Consider the following 19,665-nt stretch of genomic DNA (forward strand, 5'->3'; position numbering starts at 1 on the left):
AGTGGCAGTCTGTTCTCTGTTCAGCCCTTCGTCCGAGTCGGCGTGTGCAATCCAGATCAATCGGGGTCAGGTCTTGCGGGGGAATTCAATGAGACGGTGTTGACGCGGTGGGAAGTCCCTGTAAAAGGTTAGGCAGTGATTCGACAAGCGTATTGCGAAGAGCTCGATGGTGTTTTCACCGCGCATGAGGCCAAGCGGGAGTACTTCGCCCTCTCGCCTCGACCGGCGAAGTTGCACTTCTTCTGCGCAGATCCAGCCTGCCGCGCTGCTTCTGCTACAGGAGCACGAATTTCTTGTATCAACTACAAGGCGCTTCCTCAGGAAGAGGCTGTGGCTGTGCACTACCGAGAGTGGGACGAGCACATTCCCGGCTGCCTGGCGTTTGTACCGGAGGAGCACGGATCGGAGGGGGCGCCGGCCATGGCGAAGGGCACTCGCAGTGGACGCAGGAAAAAGGATGATTCGTTCCAGGTCTTCGACCCAGGCAAAGAGGCTGGCTCTCGCCCAACAGGCACTACGACTAGCGGAGCGGCGACACCCGGAGGTGTAGGCAGCTTTCCAGGTGGCGCCGGCATTCGAGGCCCGCGCGGGGGCGGCATGTCCTCGTCTCCCAGTGTTTCCAGCACAGGCTTCGTTGAGGACCTAGCGCAGTTGTGGGAAGAGGCTAAGTCCGATCCGGAAGTGAACGCTTTGCTGGACGAGCAAATCACAGTTGTCGGCGTCGGCAAGGACAAACTGCGTTTTCTCTTCAAGCGCGTGGCTCGCTCAATGGTGGGCGGCAAGAATCAGATTTGGCATGGCGGCGCCAGGTTAAAACGCTACGGGCAGGGCTTCGCGCTCACCTTCATTGACCCGACTGAGGACGGAAAGAAGCTGAGCACCTACGTCAGTGCGGCTGAGATTGCCGACTACCGCTATCGCGGCATGCTGCTCGATGTGCTTCAGCAGGCGCACGATAGGACATACGTCACGGCGTACATCTGGGGCGACATCACAGCCGACGAGAGGAATGAAGAAAGGGCCTCGTTGAAGCCGGCCAATCTGAAGCACCTCTACATCGTGCTACCGCTGCAGCCGACAGCCGCTAGCGCAGAGGCAACAACAGCAATTTAAGCGCCTTGAATAGCCAGTACGCATCAATGCTGGCTGAGACTTTGCTGATGCTGCCGTCGCGGGTCTCGAATGGAACTACGGCGCTGCCAGCTTCCAAGACCTTCAACGACAGGTCTGTATCGCGGCAAGTGACGTCGAAAGTCCAGGGCTTGCATGGGTGTCGTCGATACGGCCACCAACTCACGCTCACTCGGCCACCAGTGGTTTGAGTGATTGCCTGCACTAACTCATGGTTTGCAGCGTTGTTTGGCGCACCTGTTCCAAAGTCCCCGGTGACTTTCTCCGAAGAAAGAGATGGACGCGGGTGATTTGCGTCGTGGGCTGGCTTCGGACTTGGTCATGGGTTTGTTGCATTGCGATTCATGACCGGTCTGGATCGAAGATTTAGTTGAGGGCTCAGATGAGCAACATCGAGAAGCTGCTGCGAGAAATGGTGAGTCAGCTGGAGCCGAGTCCAGCTAAGAAGAGCGCCGCGCGTGCCAGTCATCAATACCTGCGCAGCTTGATGAGCACCGGAGGCCTCGGTGACCGCATCGTCGATAGCTATCTGAGTGGCAGCTACGCCAGGAATACGGCGGTGCATCCCCTCCGAGACGTGGACATCATCTTTCTTATCGATGCGTCGAAGTGGCCCGGAGGAGGGCTTCTCGGCTTGGGGCGCCCAAATCCGAGCACTGTTCTTCGCTCGTTCGCAGACGCAGTGCGCTACCGCTATAGCCGCTCATCGGCCTTCCAGCAGCGGCGCTCTATCCGGCTCGAACTGAACCATCTGCACATCGACTGCGTGCCGGCCATCAAGGCCTCAGACGGTGACTACATCTTGGTTGGCGACCGCAAGGAAGACAAGTGGATCAAGTCGTCGCCCAAGATGCATCAGGCCGCGCTGACCAATGCCAACCAGCTATGCGCTGGTTGCGCAGTCCCAGCTGTCAAGCTCTTGAAGGCATGGAACAGTTCGTTGCCATCTACGGTGTGTTTGCGCTCCTTTGTCATCGAGACCATCGCAGTAACTGCACTGACGGCGGTGCCGCGCGGCACGCTTGAAGAATGCGTCCTGGCCTTCTTCGACTTCTTGGCGCTTCTCCGGAATGACGCGGTGTTGCTTTGGGGCGGCAAGCTGGGCATTTCGCTCGACGATTGGTCGGGACTGAAGGTCCCGGACTTGGCACAGACCGGCGCAAATGTCGCCGGAGGGGTGGACTATGACCAAGCCGGCAGGCTCCTCGACCACGCCATCCGAAGCCGAGACGGGCTGCTGAGTGCGCGCAAGGCTCGCACAGAGGCGTCGGTGGCAAAACATGTGCTTGCGGCGCTTCGGTGGAACTAAGCTGTTGGCTACTTCTACTGCCCTAAAGGATAGGGCATTTCTCTCCCAAGTATTGGCCCCCGAAATTGATGCAGGGTCTCAAGGCTGGCCTCGAAGATCCAGGATTCACAGGTCCCGTTTTATCGCCCTGCCGTGTCGAGCATCCCAGCGTTTCGACGCTTCGTCGCAGCTGGCATGACCGGCCCATATGCACCACGAACAATCGCGCGCAGCTCGTGGCGTCGGCGACCGCGCGGGCCGCCGCGTCGCTTGAGGTCGCCTGGGAGTTCACGCATGGACAGCTCCATCGTCACTGGGACAAGACCCGGCACCATGTCCCCTGTCGCTGCATCGCGCAGCAAGGCCGACCGCGCCGCGGGGGCCCTGCGCCTCGCTGCGCGTGGTTGGTTCGCCGTCGCCGCGATCGGTCTCTCCCTGTTCGCGGTCTACGTCACGCTGTTCTACGGCGGCGCGGTGCTGCGCGGCGAGCCGGCCGACTGGAACAAGGTCCTGCCCAAGGGCTATGTCGCTGGTGAGCCGCTGGGCAATGCTGTGCTGGCTGTGCATCTGGCCTTGGCCGTGTTCGTCACGCTAGGCGGCGCTCTGCAGCTGGTGCCACAGATCCGCGCAGCGGTTCCCACGCTGCATCGGTGGATCGGCCGCATCTACCTGCTCGCCGTCGCAGTGACGAGCCTCGGTGGCACCTGGTTGGTATGGACGCGCGGTACCGTCGGAGACCTTAGCCAGCACATCGCGATCACGCTCAACGCGGTGTTCATCATCGGATGCGGCCTACTCGCTTGGCGCCATGCGGTCCGACGGCGGTTCGACGTCCACCGTAGATGGGCGCTACGCCTGTTCCTGGTGGCCAACGGTGTCTGGTTCTTTCGCATTGGCCTGATGCTGTGGCTGCTGATCTGGCAGCGGCCGGTTGGATTTGATCCCAAGACTTTCGCTGGTCCCTTCCTCAGCTTCCTGTCGTTCGCGCAGTATCTGCTCCCCTTGGCGGTGCTGGAACTCTACTTCTTCGCTCAGCGCCCTATGCGGGGAGCGGCGCTGCGCTTTGGCGTCGCGGCCTTGCTCGCACTGCTGACCCTGTCGACCGCGGCCGGTGTCTTCGGCGCATTCATGGGCATGTGGCTGCCGAGGCTCTAAGGGGGGATGTGCCCAGGCTCGGTTATTTACGGTGACCTGCACCTCACTGAGAGGCCTCATCAAGACCACGACCTGATCCAATGGCGCCGCACTCCGCGACAACAGAGTGCGGCTGATTTCCTCGTGAGCCAGCAAACTGAGGGGCCAAAGAAAGATTGATTGGGTTGCCCCCTGCAATCCAGGGGGATTGCCCACCAAGTAGGGAATGCACCACCAGGCCTCGCCAGTTCCCTGCTAGCCTTGCTCGAAAAAGCACATAGGCTGCACGGTCCATGGATCCACGCACCAGCATCCTCATAGGCAGCATCACCTGCGGACTCATGGCGCTCGTGCTGACGGTCTTGGCTCGGGCCACTCCGCTTCCAGTGCCGGGCATGAGGCGATGGGTGCTGGGCTCGTGGCTGGTCTTTCTCGCCTTGCTCCTTCTCGGACTTCGCGACTGGATCACCAACCTCGGTTCAGTGACACTGGGGAACGGCGCACTGATTCTGGCCTACATCGTTTGGCTCTCCGGCACGTTGGAGTATGGCCAAAGACGCATCCGATGGGTGCCATGGCTGCTCCTCTCCGCACTTGTGACGGGCACCGTCACCTGGTTCGTTTACGTCGATGAGAGCTACCGTGCCCGGGTTGTGATCGTCGCCGGGCTTTGCGCGGTCATCAACGCCCGGCACGCTTTCGTCGTCATGCGCATGCTTGGCCAGCACCAACGTTCAAAAGCCCTGGGCACCTCGCTGACGACGACGTGGCTTGCGGTGCTCACCGTGGTCTACGCGTCGCGTGCGCTCCACGCGATTGCATTGCCGCAGGGCAATAGCGGACTGCTGACGCAGGACGCCATCCAGATCCTCTATACGGGCGGCTTCACCGTCTGCAACCTCATGCTCGTGATCGCCTTTGCGACTCTGGCCTCTGACCATGTGCGTGCTCGCATCGAGGAGCAAGTTGTCCGTGACCCACTGACAGGCGCACTCAACCGGCGCGCGCTGTTTGAGGCACTGGAGCTCGAGCTTCAACGAAGCCGGCGCTACGGCCGCAAGTTTTGCATCGCCATGCTTGACATCGACCACTTCAAGAAGGTCAACGATCAGTTCGGCCATCTCGTGGGCGATCGAGTCCTGGCGAGCACATGCCGGCGCGCGACCAGCCTGATACGGCCGAACGATGTGTTCGCCCGCTATGGCGGCGAGGAGTTCTTGATCCTGATGCCTGAGACAACGCTGGAATCCGCGATGCAGGCTGCAGAGCGCATTCGGGGCGAAATCGGGAGCAATGCCGACGACAACTTGCCCTGCATCACCGTCAGCATGGGAGTGACCGAGTGGTGTGCTGATGATGTTTCTGCAGAGTCGATGGTGGCACGTGCAGATAGTGCGCTTTATGTCGCCAAAGCGAACGGACGCAATCGGATCGAAATCGCTGGCAGTTGATCGCTCGGGATAGGTCCGCTCCTTCAGGCGTCAATGCAAGGGCCCTTAGATCCACCCTCGCCGCTTGCGAAGGAAATCGCACAGTCGCCCACCTCCTGAGCGGGGTTCGGCCCACTGTGACCTGTCCTGCGACGTGAGGCGCGAAGTCAATACATAGGACATGACCACATTGTTCGAAGGAAGGACAATTTGCACGCTTGGTGAACTCTGCAGTCGCCGGTATGTGCAATCTCTACCATGTCTCGCCCAAGGGAGACCTCACGACCTACTTCCGGGCGCTGCCGGCCCAAGGCTTCATGGAAGCGCCCGTCGGGCCCTTTGGCGGGGGCGTCTTCCTGCGGCGTAGCGGGGGCGAGCTGGTCGGGACCGTGGGGCAATGGGGCCTGATCCGGCCGGGGCAGCCGGGGCGCATCGACTACCTGCCGGCCAAGCCCGGGCCGGATGGCAAGGCGCGCAAGCCGCGGCCGCGGTCGACCAATAACGCGCGCATCGAGGGCATCGAGTCCAAGCCCACGTTCAAGGCGGCGTGGAAGGCCGGCCAGCGCTGCCTGGTGCCGGCGCATTGGTACCAGGAACCGAACTGGGAGACGGGCAGGAACGTGTGGTGGCAGCTGCGCCGCGCGGACGGACTGCCCTGGGCGCTGGCGGGCCTGTGGTCCGAATGGATCGATTCGCAGACCGGCGAGGTGGTGCCCAACTTCACGCTGATCACCTGCAACTGCGACTCGCACCCGCTGCTGGCCCGGCTGCACAAGCCGGACCCGACGCTGCCCGCGGACGCGCAGGACAAGCGCTCGCTGATCCACATCGAACCCGAGCACTGGGCGCAGTGGCTGGAGGGCTCCGAGGACGAGGCCCGCGCGCTGATCCAGCCGCCGCCGCTGGCGATGTTCGACCTGGCCGATGCGCAGCGCACGGACCAGCTGCTGGCCTCGCAGCGCGCCACTGGCTAGCGCCTGAGCGCCTCGTTGTCCGTCACGACGCGGCACCACCAGCTCTGACGGTAGAGCTGCGGGGCCTTGTCGGTGAAGCCCAGGTCCTCGATGCCGGTGACGATCAGCTGCCAGCTGCGGACCGTGCGCACCTCGGCCCAGTCCAAGGGCGGCAGCAGGCTGTCATGGTCGCGCAGCAGGGCGGCGAGCAGGGGCGTGGTGTCCTTGTCCACGGCCGGGCGGAAGCGGGTGATCCACAGCTGACCACGGATGGGCGTGCGCATGCGCAAGGTCGCGGCGGGCAGGCGCTGGCCGCGGTGGCGCAGGGGGATGACGTCGACAAGCATACTGTTTATTTGTACAGCATGCTGAGGGAAAGGAAAGGGAAGAAGTCGCGATTTGAGGGCGCGGTTGGTGTGCAGACAGGATGACAGCTGTAGGCAGTGACTCGTCAGATTGATGCAGATGCGACTGAGGACTGGCTGGTGATATCGCTCTTTGACACCAGCTTGCAGTGGCTGCCCGCTACTTGAAGCTGCGTGGCTTGCTGAAGGGCTGCAACGCAGCGGGTGCTGCCGCTCAGCGTACCGCCATGAGGGCTCGCTACTCGGCTATCAACGGACATAGAAGGGCCGCAGCTTCCCGATAGCGTCAGCAGATGTTCAGTTCGATCAACTCTTCGACAGGTGCAGGATGGAGAGGCGGCTTGGCGTTCAATGCTGCCAGAGCTTCGGCGTCGCGGAGCACGCCCTTCTTGAATGCCGTCGCCCAATCTCGACCGTATTCGTTGGCTGAATCCGTGCCGATTTCCAGGCGGAACAACGCCTCGATATCGATTCCCTGGGTCTTCACCTTCTGCCGCCAGTGTGACCAGTGGCGAACGCAGAACTCGAGCATTCGCCCCAACACTTTCAGTTCCCTCAAATGCTGCTCGATGCGGACGATGTCAGCGTGCGCAGTCGTCTTGGCGGCGCTGAACTTGATTTCAAAGTTCGGCCTGCCAGCCTGCAAGCTGACGTTAATCTTGAACTGCACCGACGCAAGCGCAGCGCTGTACATCGGATGCAGAAACATCGCGCGCTGATGGGTGGTGCAGAAGTAGCGCCTTCCCTTGATGGGCGCGCATGCTCGGCATTGCGGGACAAGGTTGTTCGCGAAGATGGCGTATTCCGGCCAATCCTCTTTGGGCAGGAAATGATCCAGGGTGTCCGGGATCAGCGGGTTGCCGCACGAAGGGCACTCTGTCAGATCGTGATTGTGCCTGCGGTCATGAAGTTCGCTCTCCAAGTCGGCATTGGGACGAAGGTAGAACTCCTGCAACAGTGAGTCCAACCGCCGCTTTGCGCTTGGCGGTGGCGGCACGTTGAAAGCCGCAATGGTCTGATCAAACGCGTCGTAATGTTGTTGAAAGTACGCCTCGACCGCGCGTCGCTTCAACCACTCTGCTTGGCGCTTGCGCGTCGAGGCTTTGGCCTTTGCGTACCAAGGGCAAGGTTTGCTCGCCAGCTTCATTCCATGTAGGAATCTCATGCTTGGCCCTCTGGGTCTTCGGCGTCGTCGGCCGTGCGCAGTTCCACCGTGACTACGCCGCTGTCGAGTCTCGATGCCAGATAGGCGAGCGCCTCGTCGCCCACCGATCCAGCGAGGCCTTCCAGTGCCATTTGAGGGCTGGCATATGGTTTCGCTGCGGCGTCGAGTGACTTCTGGTAGGTCTTACGCACGTGGTAGTCGTCAAATACTTCACCCATGATCAGCTCCACCGATTGCCCAAAGGTCTCGACAGGCGGAGGCGTGGAGGTGGTGCGTTCTTCCTCACGCCGAAGCACCACGACCCCAAGGCGTTCGACCTCGCGCGCGAGGATCGAGGAATGAGTCGCAATGATGGCGTTCGACTTGGTGACTTCTAGCAGCGTCTTGACCATGTTGATCAGGCCGATCTCCATCGCCGGATGCAAATACAACTCCGGCTCGTCCAATATGACCAGGCTCTCCTCTTCAACTTCTGCAACCAGATTCGGGAGCAGGTACGAGTAGATCGTTTGGCCGGAGCTGAGCAGGACGGGTAACGGCTGCTGTGTGTCGGCGCCTTGCTTGAGGAAGAATATGCCTCGGGTTACATCGGCCTTCTCCACTACCGATGCTGCGCTTGGCTGCACGAAATTCTCTGCCGCCGACAGGAGGATCGGTTGGCCCCCCTTGTCTTTAAGTGCAACGAAGTCGAAATTGATGGATTGCTTCAGCGTGTTGAAAAGCAACTCGAAGCGACTCATGGCGCGCCAGGAACTCTCTTCGTCGTACGCAAGAATCTTTAGCAGGGCATGCGCGCTGCTCTCTTTGGGCCAGTCGAGTGAGAAGCTGCCACCCGGATCTCTGAAGCCAATGTAGGCGTACTTGTTGACCATGAGCCGTCGCTGGGACATCTTTTCCAGCGCTTCGTCGCCCCGCGTTTCCTCGCCCAACGCTGCTGACAGCTGGTTCTCGGTCTTGAATGACTCGAAGGGGGAATAGGCCGCGACCACGACCTTGTGGAAATAGGGCTGCTTGTCCTCGCACGGAAGAACGCCGGTCACCTGATCCACCACGTGGCGCAGCACATGGCTCTTGCCGGAGCCGTTTCGTCCAATCAGGAGATTGACGTTGGTGTTGCCGATCTTTCGCTCTTTGTCGAATCGAAATTTGATCGGCTCGAAGTCCTTGGTGAGGCCTGCCACGTTGAACTGGAAGTCGCTTTTCGGAACGTATCGGCCGGCCGCGACATAGCGCCCTTTGTTGACGATCGCTAACGCCGTGCTCCCCCCCCGTAGCAGCGAAACATCAAAGCCATTCCACTGGCTGTAGATGTTGTAGCGGTCACTGAAGTAGCTTGCGTCGCAGATCTGCCGCAGGAAATCTTCGGCGGAATCCTGAAGATCCTTTGCCAGACGTTGGTAGTAGTCGAGATCAGCGGCCAGCGAGACCGCCGAGTCTGGATGCAGCAGCTTGCCGATCTCGAAGCTCTTGCCGCGAGGCAGGCCATTCGCGATGAAATGCTTGGAGGTGTCCTTCACGCCTCGAATGAGGACTTTCGTTCGACCGAAGAACTCGCGCTTGCCCTTCGTGACGCGCTGGATCTGGAACGTCACGATGTAGTCGAAGTCGTCCCAGGCGTGAGCGTAGCGGCCGCCCACATGGTCCTGCAGCAGGTGGTAGCCGTCCAACGCAAGTGTGTCTTCGAGGCTCGTGGAAAAGAAGAATTGGAAAGTGGGCACCGGAGACCTCCGCATTGGTTCGATTCATTGTCGTAGATGCATGCGCTCATGCTTCCCGTTTGTTCCGGGTAATCTCCCAGACTTAATGGTGAGCATGCGCTCGAAGGTGCGCCTCTCGCGCGTCGCGCCGCTTCAGACGGGACGTCCGGCTCCACACGCGCCTGCTCCGTCTATCCTGCGCTTGCCGCATACCATGCGGCTCTTAAGCGGCGCGCAGTGCCCGGTGTTGTTGAGAGCTGTCGCCTGGGCCTTGAACTGTGAATGACTCAGGTCAGCCTGAAGCCGCCACAACAGGCTGAAAGCAGCTTTGCAGCGTGTCCTGCCCTTCGGTCGCCGCGGCCAAACTCACGCTCTCGGCCACCTGCCTGCCGCTGACTTGCTCAGCCTGGGTCGGCCAAACGGCAAATCCCAGAGATGCTCCGGTCGTTGGCGAATGACTCGCGCGCCGCCGGGGGATCACACCATCGAAATACTGCTGCTCCGGCCGGCGGAATTTCGCAATCGACCCGCTGCTGTCCTAGATCCCTTTGGAGTCGAGGCCTCAGCCCTCTCGTTCAAAGTTGAAGCGGAGCCTTAGACCGACGCTTAGTCTGCCACATCCAACCCCAAAATCAGTCCGCGCACGAGATGCTCGACGTTTTCATCAAACCCGCATACGCCGTTTACAGACAGTTCCAGCGGGCCGGGCTGGTCAATAAATGGCCGCTCGATTCTTATCTTGTCTATCTTGCTTATTGACTTCGGAAATACAGCGAGGAAGTCCACTGCGGCATTTTCAGAAGATATTAATTCTATCTTGCTAACTGTCGTTTCGCTCACGGGAATACCACATGCACGCAGTCGTACGACCCGCGCTCTGGGGGAGTTTCGTTTGACGCGCTTATAGATCTCAAGAATCGGCCACTCGGGCTCTGACACAGTCACGCCGTCGAAAGCAATACTCAAAGCCGAAACGAGCGGACGAACAGTTCGAGGCGGATTGGAGATCTCCAAGAGATACGTGTGCAAAGATTTTTCAGAAGGGTGCAGGCGGAAAAATGTATAGACGTACCGAATGATCTCCAACTCCGTGGTGTCCCCGAAAGGATCCACTACTTTCTCACTGCTGGTAACCCGTTCGATATACCTACAGTGAATGCTGTTTAAATCGCGGGAAATGAGTTCAAAGCCGCTTCCGGCCTCAGCGGTAAAGCGCGCCGTAGCCAGAAGGCTTTGAGCCTCCCGAGGAGCCGCGTCACACCGGATTTGGAGCCATTTCGACTTAAGCATTGTGTCCAGGCAGATTTTTTATCGTCGCTCTTGCACTTTCTTCGATAAGCCTACCCAGAGTGCGTTCGTGGTCGCTCGAGAAGGCTGTCCGCGTTTCGTTATATCGGCCGTGCCCGAGGTATCGATAAAAGCCTCTCGGCAAGAACGTGAAGTCAGAGCACTCGTCAGGCGTCGCGAACTGCGCTTCGAACTCATAAACGTCAGCCGTATCGTGTTCCTCCTTACAAGTCCAAATAATTCTTGAAACATAGAAACCCTTCTTCTGAAGGAGTTCAAGCTCGTCAGACTCAAGGACGCCCTGTCCGCGCAGGGACGCTTTGTCAATCCGAATTTCGGGGCTGCCCCTTTCGTCGGTGTCGTCGTCATCCGCTTTCTCGACCTTTGGCTTTGTCACATAGACGTCGGAGACGTCGCGCAATTTCAAAGCGGGGAGTGATCGGATAAGGTGAGTGAAGAACTTGGTCTTGACCTTTGCATCCATCGTTGGAGATAGTCGGATTTCATCGAAATCCACCGGCTCCTCCGTCTTCTCTATCACAGACTTGACGATTTCGCTGATCCACTCGTGGGATTCCTCGGAATGAGGTGCGTGTACCACAAGCTCATCGCCCTCCTTATAGATGGATATCAATGCCGTGCGCGTGCGTACCTGGCGGAATTCGCTGCGATTGAACTCAGTCTTGCTATACCGTACCTCAATGTCGAGTCGGTTTCCTTTGGCAGTATGTACCTTAACGGCGGCCCCGCCACTATCTTCGAGTCGGGACCTCAATTCAATCGCGCCCGATTCAAAATTCTCCAGCGTCGCCTTAGTCTTCAGTCGCAGACTGGAGAGCTTGTCGCGTTGGCCGTTGTTATTGCCAAAAAGCCTTGCTAAAGCTTGATAGTCGTAATAGTCGTGAAATAGCCTAGCGAAGTGTTTTGCAAGATCCCGGCGACTTGTCTCTTTGGAGACCAAAATGCCTCGAGATATAAAAAGTTCTCGCAAGTCTGCATTGGTAACCTTTTTCTGGTTTAGTGCGTCGAATAGTGATTTGTCGCTTGCGCTGTAAATCTTTCCCGTGCTCATTGACGCTCCCACGCAAGCGGGGTTTGTGAGAATGAATATTTGGTCATCTCTACCAATTCAAATTCTATTTCTCGCAATCGCTCAAGTTTGTACTTATCAAATCCCCACTCCTGAGCGTAGTTGTTAATTGCACGCTTGAAGTTGCTCTTCGGATCCGATGCCGGTTCATGATGAATCATGCGCACGCGAATCTTATGCCCGCCATCAAGAATTTGAAATCCAGAAAGAATGTCTAAGAAGTAAGCAAATTCCTCGGCGCTCGAGCCGCTTCGATGGTAGTAGATGACGTATCCTTCTGGATAACGATCCTCTGGTGCACCGGATCTCTCGTTGTACTTGATAACCTTATCGTGTCGGATTATGAGGTATGGCCCGGCAAGCATCTCGACTGTGGCCGCGCGGCTGAATTTCTCGCCGCTAGTCTTGTGAAGACGCATTTCCGGATATACGAATTCATATTCGGTCTCCGGAAACGTGCCATTCTTATGTAACCTTGCAGCGTCTACCACCAACGAGCTAAGATAGCTGATGAGTTGCGGTTCATATATGTGGATTGATTGACCATCAGCAATTGGGAGGGCTTCTAGCTTAACCTGCTTCGGTTCCTTGCTTCCCCGTCCATTTATGGGTTCGAAAAGAAGGTCATAAAATGATTTGTCGTATTCATTGTCATGGTTGTAAACAAATAGCAGCCCGCGAACTTCATATGCCGAATCATGCGGCACATACCGATCATGCCATTCCTCCGATACTCTGGCGCAATCAATCGCCTGCGCGAGCGAACGGAGTGCTGGCAAAATTTTCGCGACAGTAATGCTGCCTTTCGCGTAGCTCTTTAAATCAGTATTGAGAAAAACATCTCTGTTCTGATAGGGGTCGTGATAGTAAAAGACTGCATCGACTGGATGAGTGTGTTCCGCCGCCTTGGCTGGAGCATGTCCGGCTTGTTTGACGCATGCGAAGTTGAAATTTTGAAGTTCGACCCGCTTCCATTTGAACCAACTGAACAGCTCGTCTGAAACATATTTCGCCATTTTTGAAATGGCTTCGTTCTCTCCGGACATACGTACCTTCTCTAACGGTCAACCGGGAATGTGCGAATCAATACGCATGTTTGACTGTGCAGTAGACCGCATTGCTAATGCAACAAATTGTTGCCAAGTGAACACAGTCTGCTGCTTTCACCCCAATAAGGGGGGGGTTTCTACCGGGGGGGGCAGGCTTTAGCACATCGCTCCGGCAGTACCGGATTCGTTGCCCGTCTGTGTTCCGACGAGATGTAGTTGCTTCGATAAGCCTGCGTTCCGGCGGCCTACGAATAGCAGTAGAGACGAGGGGGCTTGGTATCGCGCGGTGCCAGACGATGACGTTCAAGTTTCTCGCCTGGGCAGACACGCTGGATATGTGACCGGACCGGCGGGCAGCGTAGGCAGCGTTAGTTCCCTCTGGACTTGACCAGTCGTTCGTGCCCAGGCTTCCCCCGTATCGATCGAACAACCTGTCTCGACAGCACTTAAGTCATATGAGCGGTTGCCTGTCGAATGTCAGGTGATGGCCAGAGCGGCTGTTCAAGCTGCCGGCCGCGAATGTCGCAGATCAGCCTGAACCTGCCGCTCGTTGATGGAAGGCAGCAATGCAGCGGCTGCCGTCATCGGCGATCAGCTACCGAGTTCACGACCTCTGGCATGAAGCAGACGCCGGCGCAGCTGGCCGGTTGACGGGTTCAATGACCCGTCTCGAGGGTGCTGCTGTCGTCCAGCCAGGCCGCCTGCTGCAGCCGTCGTCGAACGTCTGCTGGTTGAAGCGTTGGAATCAGGCTCCCGACCCAGCTCAGTCATTCCAGATTTCAATCTCATCAACTGAGAGCAGCCTGCCTTTCAAATCGAGCCAAGCTCGCCAGCCTTCCGTTCAACGCCGGTTTGTGTCTGTCGCCGTTACAGTTACCCCAAAACACCAATAGGGGAGCTATGACAAAGAACGGAGTTCCGGTCCGGATCCTTACGGAGCCAAGTGCTGCTAGGGCGCACTTGGGAGAGGTGGTGCAGGCGGCCGACAGCGACCGAGACGCGCTTGGTTTTTTTTCGCGCAGCGTCTATGCAGACTTCTGTCGCAAAGGGCAGTTGTTTGTGGCCGTCGAGATTGACGGTCGCGGCGAGACGTATGCGGGTCATCTTTTGTTTGATCTCCGCTTTCCCAAAGCGCACGTCCGACAGATCTATGTTCCTAAGGCCAATCGCGGTCGAAACATCGGTCGGGCGCTGCTCGATGCCTTGAAGAGCATGTCGACGGAGGCGCAGTTCATTTCGATTCATGCTCGGGTCGCTGAAGACCTCAAAGACGCCAACGTGTTTTGGGAAGCACAAGGGTTCTACGCCCAACGTGTGGAGCCAGGAGGGGCGAGTCGCAATCGGATGATCGTGGTTCGCGCCCATGAACTCGACACCCCTCAGCTCTTCGCGCCCAGTGGGATCAGCGCTGTCGACCCACTCGGGCTGGACGCCTTGGAGTGTGGGGGCAAGCCGCTCTATCTTCTGGACTTGAACGTGCTTTTCGACCTCGGGCCTCGCCGGCTGCGGCACGAATTAGCCATGAGTGTCTTCAGGGCCGAGCGAATACGGGCATGTTCATTGGCGATCAGCAGCGAAATTGAGACGGAGCTGCGCCGCACCGCCCACGACGGAAAGACGGATCCAATGCTCTCGTTCGCTGGAACTCTTGCGAAGTTCTCGACGCCGCCTGATGACGAGTGGGGGCGCCTTTCGCCGATGCTTGCTGAAATCGTGTTTCCCCTGCGCCAGGCGTCGGGGTCGCTTTCAGCGAATGACAGGTCAGACCTGCTACACCTTGCAACGGCGATTTACCATGGCCTGCCAGGGCTCATAACTAGCGACGGGCGAATTCTTGAACGGGCACGAGAGCTCAGACGGCGGTTTGGGGTGGACGCCATTTCGCCTGAGCTGTTTCAGGTCGCGCCCGACCACACCGCGAGTCCTGTAGCGCACGAGGCCCATAGCGCAGACATTATCGAAGTCCAGCTCGCATCGGCAGGCGATGCGACGGCCGTTCGGAGTCTGTTGACGAGCCTTGGCCTTGACACTGCGACCCAGGTCAACGAATGGGCCGCGACTGAGGCAGGTAGTTCGGCATGCTTGCGCCACGTGGCGCGATGCAATGGTGTCGTAGCTGGCTACCTAGTACTGCCGACGAGCGTGCGCGGACAGGAAATTCGAGCCTTTGCGGCGGTAGACGAGAACCAGCGAGACGCACACGAGATTGCCCAGACCTTGCTCCGGCACGTTCTGAGCATCGTGAAGCCAGGGCATGTCGGCCGGGTACGGTTGAGCTGCCCTCCGCGTCAAGCCACGCTACGGGAAGTCGCGGCAACCTTCGGGTATGTGGCGTCCTCATCGACGTCGGACGACCTTCAGAAGATCGTCGTCAAGGGACGTATGACGGAACGAAACTGGGATGCTGGACGCGATGCGTTAGCGGCAGTGTGCAAACTAAGTTTGCCAGACACGCCCCCACCATTCCGGCACGTCGATCAGCAAATTTCAGTGATTCGACCGGATGGTCAGAAAGTCTTGGTGCCGCTTTTCAAGTTGGAATCCCTCCTGGCGCCGATGCTCATGTGCTTGCCAGGTAGAGCGGGTGTGATGGTCCCCCTGCGAAAACAATTTGAGGAGCACCTTTTGGCGGACTCACCGCAGGACTCCTTCCTTCCCCGCGGAAAAGCCCAGCTCGCACCATTGCGCCACTACCTGAGCGACAAGAAGACGCTGAAGAACTATTCGCGCGGTGATTTGATGTTCTTCTACGAGCCCTTGAAGAACGGAGGCGCCGGTGCCGTCGTTGCGGTGGGTCGCGTACTTCGTGCCTACCTTCGCGATGAGTCAGCCATGCAGGCCGACGACTTGGCCCCCTCAGTGCTTGATAGTAGCCAACTATCCACCATCGGGGTCGCGAAGACCAAGACCATCACAGTGTTCGACAATGTGTTGCGACTACCCAGGCCTGTCCCGCTGCATGAGCTCAGGGCGTTGAACTGCGGCGAAGCCTGCCAACTGATTACTTGCCAACGACTGTCTTCCGAGCAGGTCCAAGCAATTCTAGAAAAAGGCCTTTGATGCGACCGAATCAGCATGTGCTCATATCACTGGACGAGCGCCATGCAAACAACATCCTCGCTGGTACCAAGCAAGTGGAGCTAAGGCGCAGAACCATGCACATTGAGCCTGGCTCGACGGTTTGGTTCTACGTGAAAAAACCTGTAGGTGCAGTCGTTGGCTTCGCGACTGTGGGCGTGACCTACTCGGCCGCGCCGAGCACCATCTGGCGAAAATATAGCTCCGTTTCAGGCCTCGGGAAGTCCGAGTTCATGAGCTACTTTGACGGGGTGGCTATGGCGTCGGCGATGGGGCTGTCTGGCGCCAAGAAATTGAAGAAGCCCATCACCCTTGAAACTCTTCGGACAGTCATGCCGGGTTTCCATCCGCCGCAGTTCTACTGTCGGCTAGAGGCCAATTCACCGGTTAGGCGGCGCCTTTTAGCAGTCACCGCCTAGGGCGCACATGCAAGCCGCCGAAGTTTCTCGATCTTGGACAGAGCTGGCTTCACGATCGACAACGGTGCGGACGACTTTGGCGTCCAAGTGATTGGAATCCCGACGGCGCCGTCTGGCTAGAGCATATGGAGGGATCTTTGAGAGTTTTGCAAGAAGAAGGGGCTCGACCCTGCGCCAATGATCGTGAACTTGGACTTCTCTGCCCTTGGCGACTGGCGCGGCGACGTACAGCTGAGCCAACCATCGGTCGCGCAGCAACCCCGCCGTGCCTCCTAAAGAAAAGCTAATCAGGAGTAGAACGTGGCAGTCATCAGAAACTATGCAAGGTGCACCGTATGCGAGTGTAAGATGATTCTGCGCATTGGGGTGGGCGTCGAAAAGAGCTGTACACACACTTTCGACTGCTCCAATTGCCACACTCCTATCTCCTTTGATTTGAAAACAAATGGGCCAGCCACTGGGTGGCCCGAGCCCAGAGAAAATTTGGAAATAATTCCCAGGGATGACAGCGTTAATGTGGTTATTAACCTGCATCCGGCCTTCGCCTTCAAGGCCGATGAATACCACTCGCTGACGGCCTTCGCGTCGATGGAGCACATGGACCTAGTCGGCAATAAGCTGAGACTAGTGAGCGGACGGCAGCTCCAAGACTTCTCGACCCAATTTGCTGTCCCTGAAACGCCCTTGGTCTGGAGCATCGTCAGAAGCGTGATGACGCTGGCCCTGAAGGCGGATCCGGGAAACATTCTCAGCAAGCAGATCGCCGCTTACGAGACTGCTCGCCGAAAGTTCAAGCAGGATTTCACCTGTGCCACGTCTTTCAAGGCGATCGCATCCTTCTTCGACGACATCTTTTATCCGGCCATCGGCGCCTTGCGCTCGCCGCTCCGAGCCTACGTGCGGCAAATGGCACAGACCCACCCCGAGGAGATGAGGCGCCTCCGCGACTACTACCGCTCCGACATTCAGGCAGCCGCGCTGGAGCGCTACCTTGCCATCTTCAACGACTACTTCAGGCTCTTCGACCAGTTCCAGCAAGTCTTGACCCATGTCCGCATCGGCCGAGACGACGTCGACGACCTGGTCGTGGGCTCCAAGCGTTTCGACGAGATCAAGCTGTACTACGGTCAGGCCTACGAAACGCTGACCTCCAGCTACACCACGTTGGCTTGCCTGAATAACATCGCCGCCGGCCGGCCTTTCGACCAGTTCAAGTCGATGACGCTGAACAAGTACATCAGCGACGTGGATAAGGCCAAGCGGTCCAATCCCTTCGCCAACGAGCCCATCCTTTCTGCTTTTGCGCAGTTTGAGAACAGCTCGCTGCGCAACGGATCGCACCACGCTTCGATCTGGCGCGAAGGCGACTTGATTAAGTTCCGTAGCGGAGGCAGCGGTGCGACAAAGGACATCGCTTACAGCCGCTATATGCATATCTGTAACGGCATCACGATCGCCATCGCCGCCCTCGTCGTCGTGGAGCTGGAATTCTTTAGCTCCATTGCGCTCGACCAAACGATCTGAATCGCTATGCAGTCTTTGCAATTGCCACGTCCTGATGCCTGATTTGCGAGGCTTCGAACAGCGCTGGAATGTATCCATCGGGATTGCCGGCAGGTGTCGGCCACTGGTTGATATGGCTGTCTCCAGTGGCTCGGTACGCGCCCGAGGCAGCTATGCGGCAACGAGATTAGGACAACTTACGTCCCGTAAGGGGCGGCAGAGCCAATTCAGACCGTCCTGTACCGGTCATCCAGAATCAGATAGACCATCCAGCAGATCGAGTATCTGGTTTCTGATGTGTAGCTGCCATACAAGCCGCTTCAACATGAATTTCGGCTAACGCACGCAGCGGTCGGTCGGACCGCTAGCGGCTAATGACGCTGACCAGCCTGAAGCAGCCATCACCTGGCCGAGGACTGCTCTGCGGTGATCTTGTTCGGTTGGCGTTAACTGTTTCGCTACCCGTGGCTCTCCCATTGGTTTGGGGTATGCATGTATTTTCGCTAGTATTCGGAATGGTACATATGCTGGAGTTAATTTCGAAGCATGACGATGCAATGGTAAAGGATGTGGTTTAGTAAACCGGTTGCTTTCCGAGAGACAAGATGCATCAATTGCCGAAGCGGAAGAATTTTGGTGCGTATTAACATTTGTTTTCGTTGGTGAAGTGATAAAGAATTGCGGAATCGGCTATAATTAAAATACTTCCGGAAACTCCGATTGTTGCGAAAGGTGTGCCAAACATACCTTGTTTCCGCAAGTGCCAGCAAGACTTTGAATTCTTCACCCCGAGGCAAAGCTTGCGAAAGCGCCGACTATTCAGTAGAGCTTTTCTCCCTCCCCTGACTCACTGAGCATCTGATCCAGATGCGCTGCCGCATGGCGAATCGCTATGCGGAGGGTCAGCAAGCCACCAATACTCACAAAGAGGCTCTCATGACCGATTCCAAGAAGGCGGTTGCGCCGCCGCATGGCCGATTCAAACTCGGCTCGTTGACCGCAACGCCAGGTGCCCTGGCACTTCTCCAACGTCTTGGCGTACTGCCGCTCTCTCTCCTGCTGCGCCACGCTCGTGGTGACTTCGGCGAGTTGGGCGCTGAAGACCTGACACGAAACGAAGAGGCCATTGCGATGGGCTTCCGGGTGTTCTCGGCGTACAGCCTGGTCGACGTCCGCGACCCGAGCAAGGTGCATCGCTGCTGGGTGATCACGGAGGCCGACCGGTCAGTCACGACTTTGCTGCTGCCAGAGGAGTACTGACCATGACCAGCAGTGCTCTGCTTTCACCTGCCTCAAAGCGCCGGTCGGCAAGGCAGCCGAAGCCCCATTGCAGCACGACCAAAGAGGCGTACGCCCGGGACGTGAGGCGCTTCACCGAGACATACGGGTTCAGCGTGCCCTGCACGGCAGATGAGCTGATCGCCTTCATCCGGATCCTGGTCAAGCGCGTGGCGCCCGCAACGGCCTACAGGCGTTGCATGGCGATCCAGGCGGCCCATCTTGAGCTTGGGGTGGCCAGCCCGACAGAGGATCCCCGTGTTCGCGAGGCACTGCGGTGGCTGGCTGCACGGCAGCTTCCGCAGAACCTTCTCGATGGCAAGCACAAGACGACGAAGGCAGGGGCGCCGAAGAAGTGCGCGCCCCGCCAGGCCAAGCCGATCACCCGGTCAATGCTCCTCAGAATCTTTGACGCCATGGGAACCGGGCGACGCTCAATTGACCTGCGAGACAAGGCGCTCATGCTCCTCGGCTTTGCCGGCCTGAAGCGCGGCGAGATGCTCGCTCTGGACATTGAACATTGCCGCTTCACTGAAGATGCGCTGCTGCTGCGTGTCACGGCTGTCACTGGTGACAAAGGCGCTGACGAGTCTGTCGTGTCGAAAGGACGGATCAAGGCGCTGCCAAGGACGCGAGGCCCCATGTGTGCGGCTTTGGCAGTTGAAGCATGGCTGGACTGTTGGCGCCGATCTAAATTTGACCCACCCTGCCGATTGAACTTTGACCCAGGGCTTGGGGCCGACATCGGCTGATGCCGGCTGTGGACAACTGTAGCGCGGCGCTTGTTCAGCTCGCTTC

16 protein-coding genes are annotated in these 19,665 nt (G+C 58.2%); 10 read left to right on the top strand and 6 right to left on the bottom strand.

Annotated elements, in window-relative coordinates; genetic code table 11:
• Positions 1-597 precede the first annotated feature (597 nt).
• From ABDJ40_RS24205 to ABDJ40_RS24225, 5 genes are all read left to right on the top strand, one after another.
• Positions 598-1,113, top strand: coding sequence for a hypothetical protein (locus ABDJ40_RS24205; protein WP_347613621.1), 516 nt, complete (start codon positions 598-600; stop codon positions 1,111-1,113).
• 400 nt (positions 1,114-1,513) lie between these two features.
• Positions 1,514-2,440 (top strand): SMODS domain-containing nucleotidyltransferase, encoded by a 927-nt coding sequence (locus tag ABDJ40_RS24210; protein ID WP_347613623.1) that lies wholly within the window; start codon positions 1,514-1,516, stop codon positions 2,438-2,440.
• 273 nt (positions 2,441-2,713) lie between these two features.
• Positions 2,714-3,574, top strand: coding sequence for a DUF2306 domain-containing protein (locus ABDJ40_RS24215; protein ID WP_347613625.1), 861 nt, complete (start codon positions 2,714-2,716; stop codon positions 3,572-3,574).
• A 272-nt stretch (positions 3,575-3,846) separates the two neighbouring features.
• Entirely contained in the window at positions 3,847-5,004 is a 1,158-nt protein-coding gene (locus ABDJ40_RS24220; protein WP_347613627.1) for a GGDEF domain-containing protein, read from the top strand.
• Between the two features lie 221 nt (positions 5,005-5,225).
• The gene (locus ABDJ40_RS24225) at positions 5,226-5,957 is read left to right on the top strand and encodes an SOS response-associated peptidase (protein ID WP_347613628.1); all 732 of its coding nucleotides are present in this window, start codon (positions 5,226-5,228) and stop codon (positions 5,955-5,957) included.
• On the opposite strand, the gene ABDJ40_RS24230 is transcribed toward ABDJ40_RS24225, so the two are convergent.
• From ABDJ40_RS24230 to ABDJ40_RS24255, 6 genes are all read right to left on the bottom strand, one after another.
• On the bottom strand, positions 5,954-6,283 hold the full coding sequence (locus ABDJ40_RS24230; protein WP_347613629.1) for a hypothetical protein: 330 nt from the start codon (positions 6,281-6,283) through the stop codon (positions 5,954-5,956). The genes ABDJ40_RS24225 and ABDJ40_RS24230 overlap by 4 nt on opposite strands.
• A 304-nt stretch (positions 6,284-6,587) precedes the next feature.
• Positions 6,588-7,448, bottom strand: a complete 861-nt coding sequence (locus ABDJ40_RS24235; RefSeq protein WP_347613631.1) for a hypothetical protein — start codon at positions 7,446-7,448, stop codon at positions 6,588-6,590.
• Between the two features lie 14 nt (positions 7,449-7,462).
• Entirely contained in the window at positions 7,463-9,184 is a 1,722-nt protein-coding gene (locus tag ABDJ40_RS24240) for an AAA family ATPase (RefSeq protein ID WP_347613632.1), read from the bottom strand.
• 585 nt (positions 9,185-9,769) lie between these two features.
• Positions 9,770-10,453: a hypothetical protein gene (locus ABDJ40_RS24245; RefSeq protein ID WP_347613633.1), complete on the bottom strand. Its 684-nt coding sequence runs from the start codon at positions 10,451-10,453 to the stop codon at positions 9,770-9,772.
• Positions 10,446-11,522, bottom strand: coding sequence for a hypothetical protein (locus ABDJ40_RS24250; RefSeq protein WP_347613635.1), 1,077 nt, complete (start codon positions 11,520-11,522; stop codon positions 10,446-10,448). Before ABDJ40_RS24250 ends, ABDJ40_RS24245 begins: the two co-directional genes overlap by 8 nt.
• A complete protein-coding gene (locus tag ABDJ40_RS24255) occupies positions 11,519-12,586 on the bottom strand; it encodes a PD-(D/E)XK nuclease domain-containing protein (RefSeq protein ID WP_347613638.1) in 1,068 nt (355 codons plus the stop codon). The genes ABDJ40_RS24250 and ABDJ40_RS24255 overlap by 4 nt, the downstream gene beginning before the upstream one ends.
• A gap of 975 nt (positions 12,587-13,561) precedes the next feature.
• Between ABDJ40_RS24255 and ABDJ40_RS24260 the strand changes: the two genes are divergently transcribed.
• The 5 genes from ABDJ40_RS24260 to ABDJ40_RS24280 all read left to right on the top strand — a co-directional run bounded on the left by ABDJ40_RS24260 (position 13,562) and on the right by ABDJ40_RS24280 (position 19,619).
• A complete protein-coding gene (locus ABDJ40_RS24260; protein ID WP_347613640.1) occupies positions 13,562-15,649 on the top strand; it encodes a GNAT family N-acetyltransferase in 2,088 nt (695 codons plus the stop codon).
• A complete protein-coding gene (locus ABDJ40_RS24265) occupies positions 15,649-16,086 on the top strand; it encodes an ASCH domain-containing protein (RefSeq protein WP_488473456.1) in 438 nt (145 codons plus the stop codon). Before ABDJ40_RS24260 ends, ABDJ40_RS24265 begins: the two co-directional genes overlap by 1 nt.
• A 348-nt stretch (positions 16,087-16,434) precedes the next feature.
• On the top strand, positions 16,435-17,610 hold the full coding sequence (locus tag ABDJ40_RS24270) for a hypothetical protein (protein WP_347613644.1): 1,176 nt from the start codon (positions 16,435-16,437) through the stop codon (positions 17,608-17,610).
• 915 nt (positions 17,611-18,525) lie between these two features.
• Positions 18,526-18,849 carry a type I restriction endonuclease subunit M gene (locus tag ABDJ40_RS24275; RefSeq protein WP_347613646.1) on the top strand — a complete coding sequence of 108 codons (324 nt, stop codon included), beginning with the start codon at positions 18,526-18,528 and terminating at the stop codon, positions 18,847-18,849.
• Positions 18,850-18,851: 2 nt separating this feature from the next.
• A complete protein-coding gene (locus ABDJ40_RS24280; RefSeq protein WP_347613647.1) occupies positions 18,852-19,619 on the top strand; it encodes a hypothetical protein in 768 nt (255 codons plus the stop codon).
• Positions 19,620-19,665 lie beyond the last annotated feature (46 nt).

It is taken from the genome of Roseateles flavus (assembly GCF_039872765.1).
Taxonomy (GTDB): Bacteria; Pseudomonadota; Gammaproteobacteria; order Burkholderiales; family Burkholderiaceae_C; genus Roseateles_B; species Roseateles_B flavus.

What these genes read in the sequence shown, in the direction of transcription:
- ABDJ40_RS24205 (WP_347613621.1), top strand. Translation starts at nt 598, where the DNA reads ATGTCCTCGTCTCCCAGTGTTTCCAGCACAGGCTTCGTTGAGGACCTA.
- ABDJ40_RS24210 (WP_347613623.1), top strand. Translation starts at nt 1,514, where the DNA reads ATGAGCAACATCGAGAAGCTGCTGCGAGAAATGGTGAGTCAGCTGGAG.
- ABDJ40_RS24215 (WP_347613625.1), top strand. Translation starts at nt 2,714, where the DNA reads ATGGACAGCTCCATCGTCACTGGGACAAGACCCGGCACCATGTCCCCT.
- ABDJ40_RS24220 (WP_347613627.1), top strand. Translation starts at nt 3,847, where the DNA reads ATGGATCCACGCACCAGCATCCTCATAGGCAGCATCACCTGCGGACTC.
- ABDJ40_RS24225 (WP_347613628.1), top strand. Translation starts at nt 5,226, where the DNA reads ATGTGCAATCTCTACCATGTCTCGCCCAAGGGAGACCTCACGACCTAC.
- ABDJ40_RS24230 (WP_347613629.1), bottom strand. Translation starts at nt 6,283, where the DNA reads ATGCTTGTCGACGTCATCCCCCTGCGCCACCGCGGCCAGCGCCTGCCC.
- ABDJ40_RS24235 (WP_347613631.1), bottom strand. Translation starts at nt 7,448, where the DNA reads ATGAAGCTGGCGAGCAAACCTTGCCCTTGGTACGCAAAGGCCAAAGCC.
- ABDJ40_RS24245 (WP_347613633.1), bottom strand. Translation starts at nt 10,453, where the DNA reads ATGCTTAAGTCGAAATGGCTCCAAATCCGGTGTGACGCGGCTCCTCGG.
- ABDJ40_RS24250 (WP_347613635.1), bottom strand. Translation starts at nt 11,522, where the DNA reads ATGAGCACGGGAAAGATTTACAGCGCAAGCGACAAATCACTATTCGAC.
- ABDJ40_RS24255 (WP_347613638.1), bottom strand. Translation starts at nt 12,586, where the DNA reads ATGTCCGGAGAGAACGAAGCCATTTCAAAAATGGCGAAATATGTTTCA.
- ABDJ40_RS24265 (WP_488473456.1), top strand. Translation starts at nt 15,649, where the DNA reads ATGCGACCGAATCAGCATGTGCTCATATCACTGGACGAGCGCCATGCA.
- ABDJ40_RS24270 (WP_347613644.1), top strand. Translation starts at nt 16,435, where the DNA reads ATGATTCTGCGCATTGGGGTGGGCGTCGAAAAGAGCTGTACACACACT.
- ABDJ40_RS24275 (WP_347613646.1), top strand. Translation starts at nt 18,526, where the DNA reads ATGACCGATTCCAAGAAGGCGGTTGCGCCGCCGCATGGCCGATTCAAA.
- ABDJ40_RS24280 (WP_347613647.1), top strand. Translation starts at nt 18,852, where the DNA reads ATGACCAGCAGTGCTCTGCTTTCACCTGCCTCAAAGCGCCGGTCGGCA.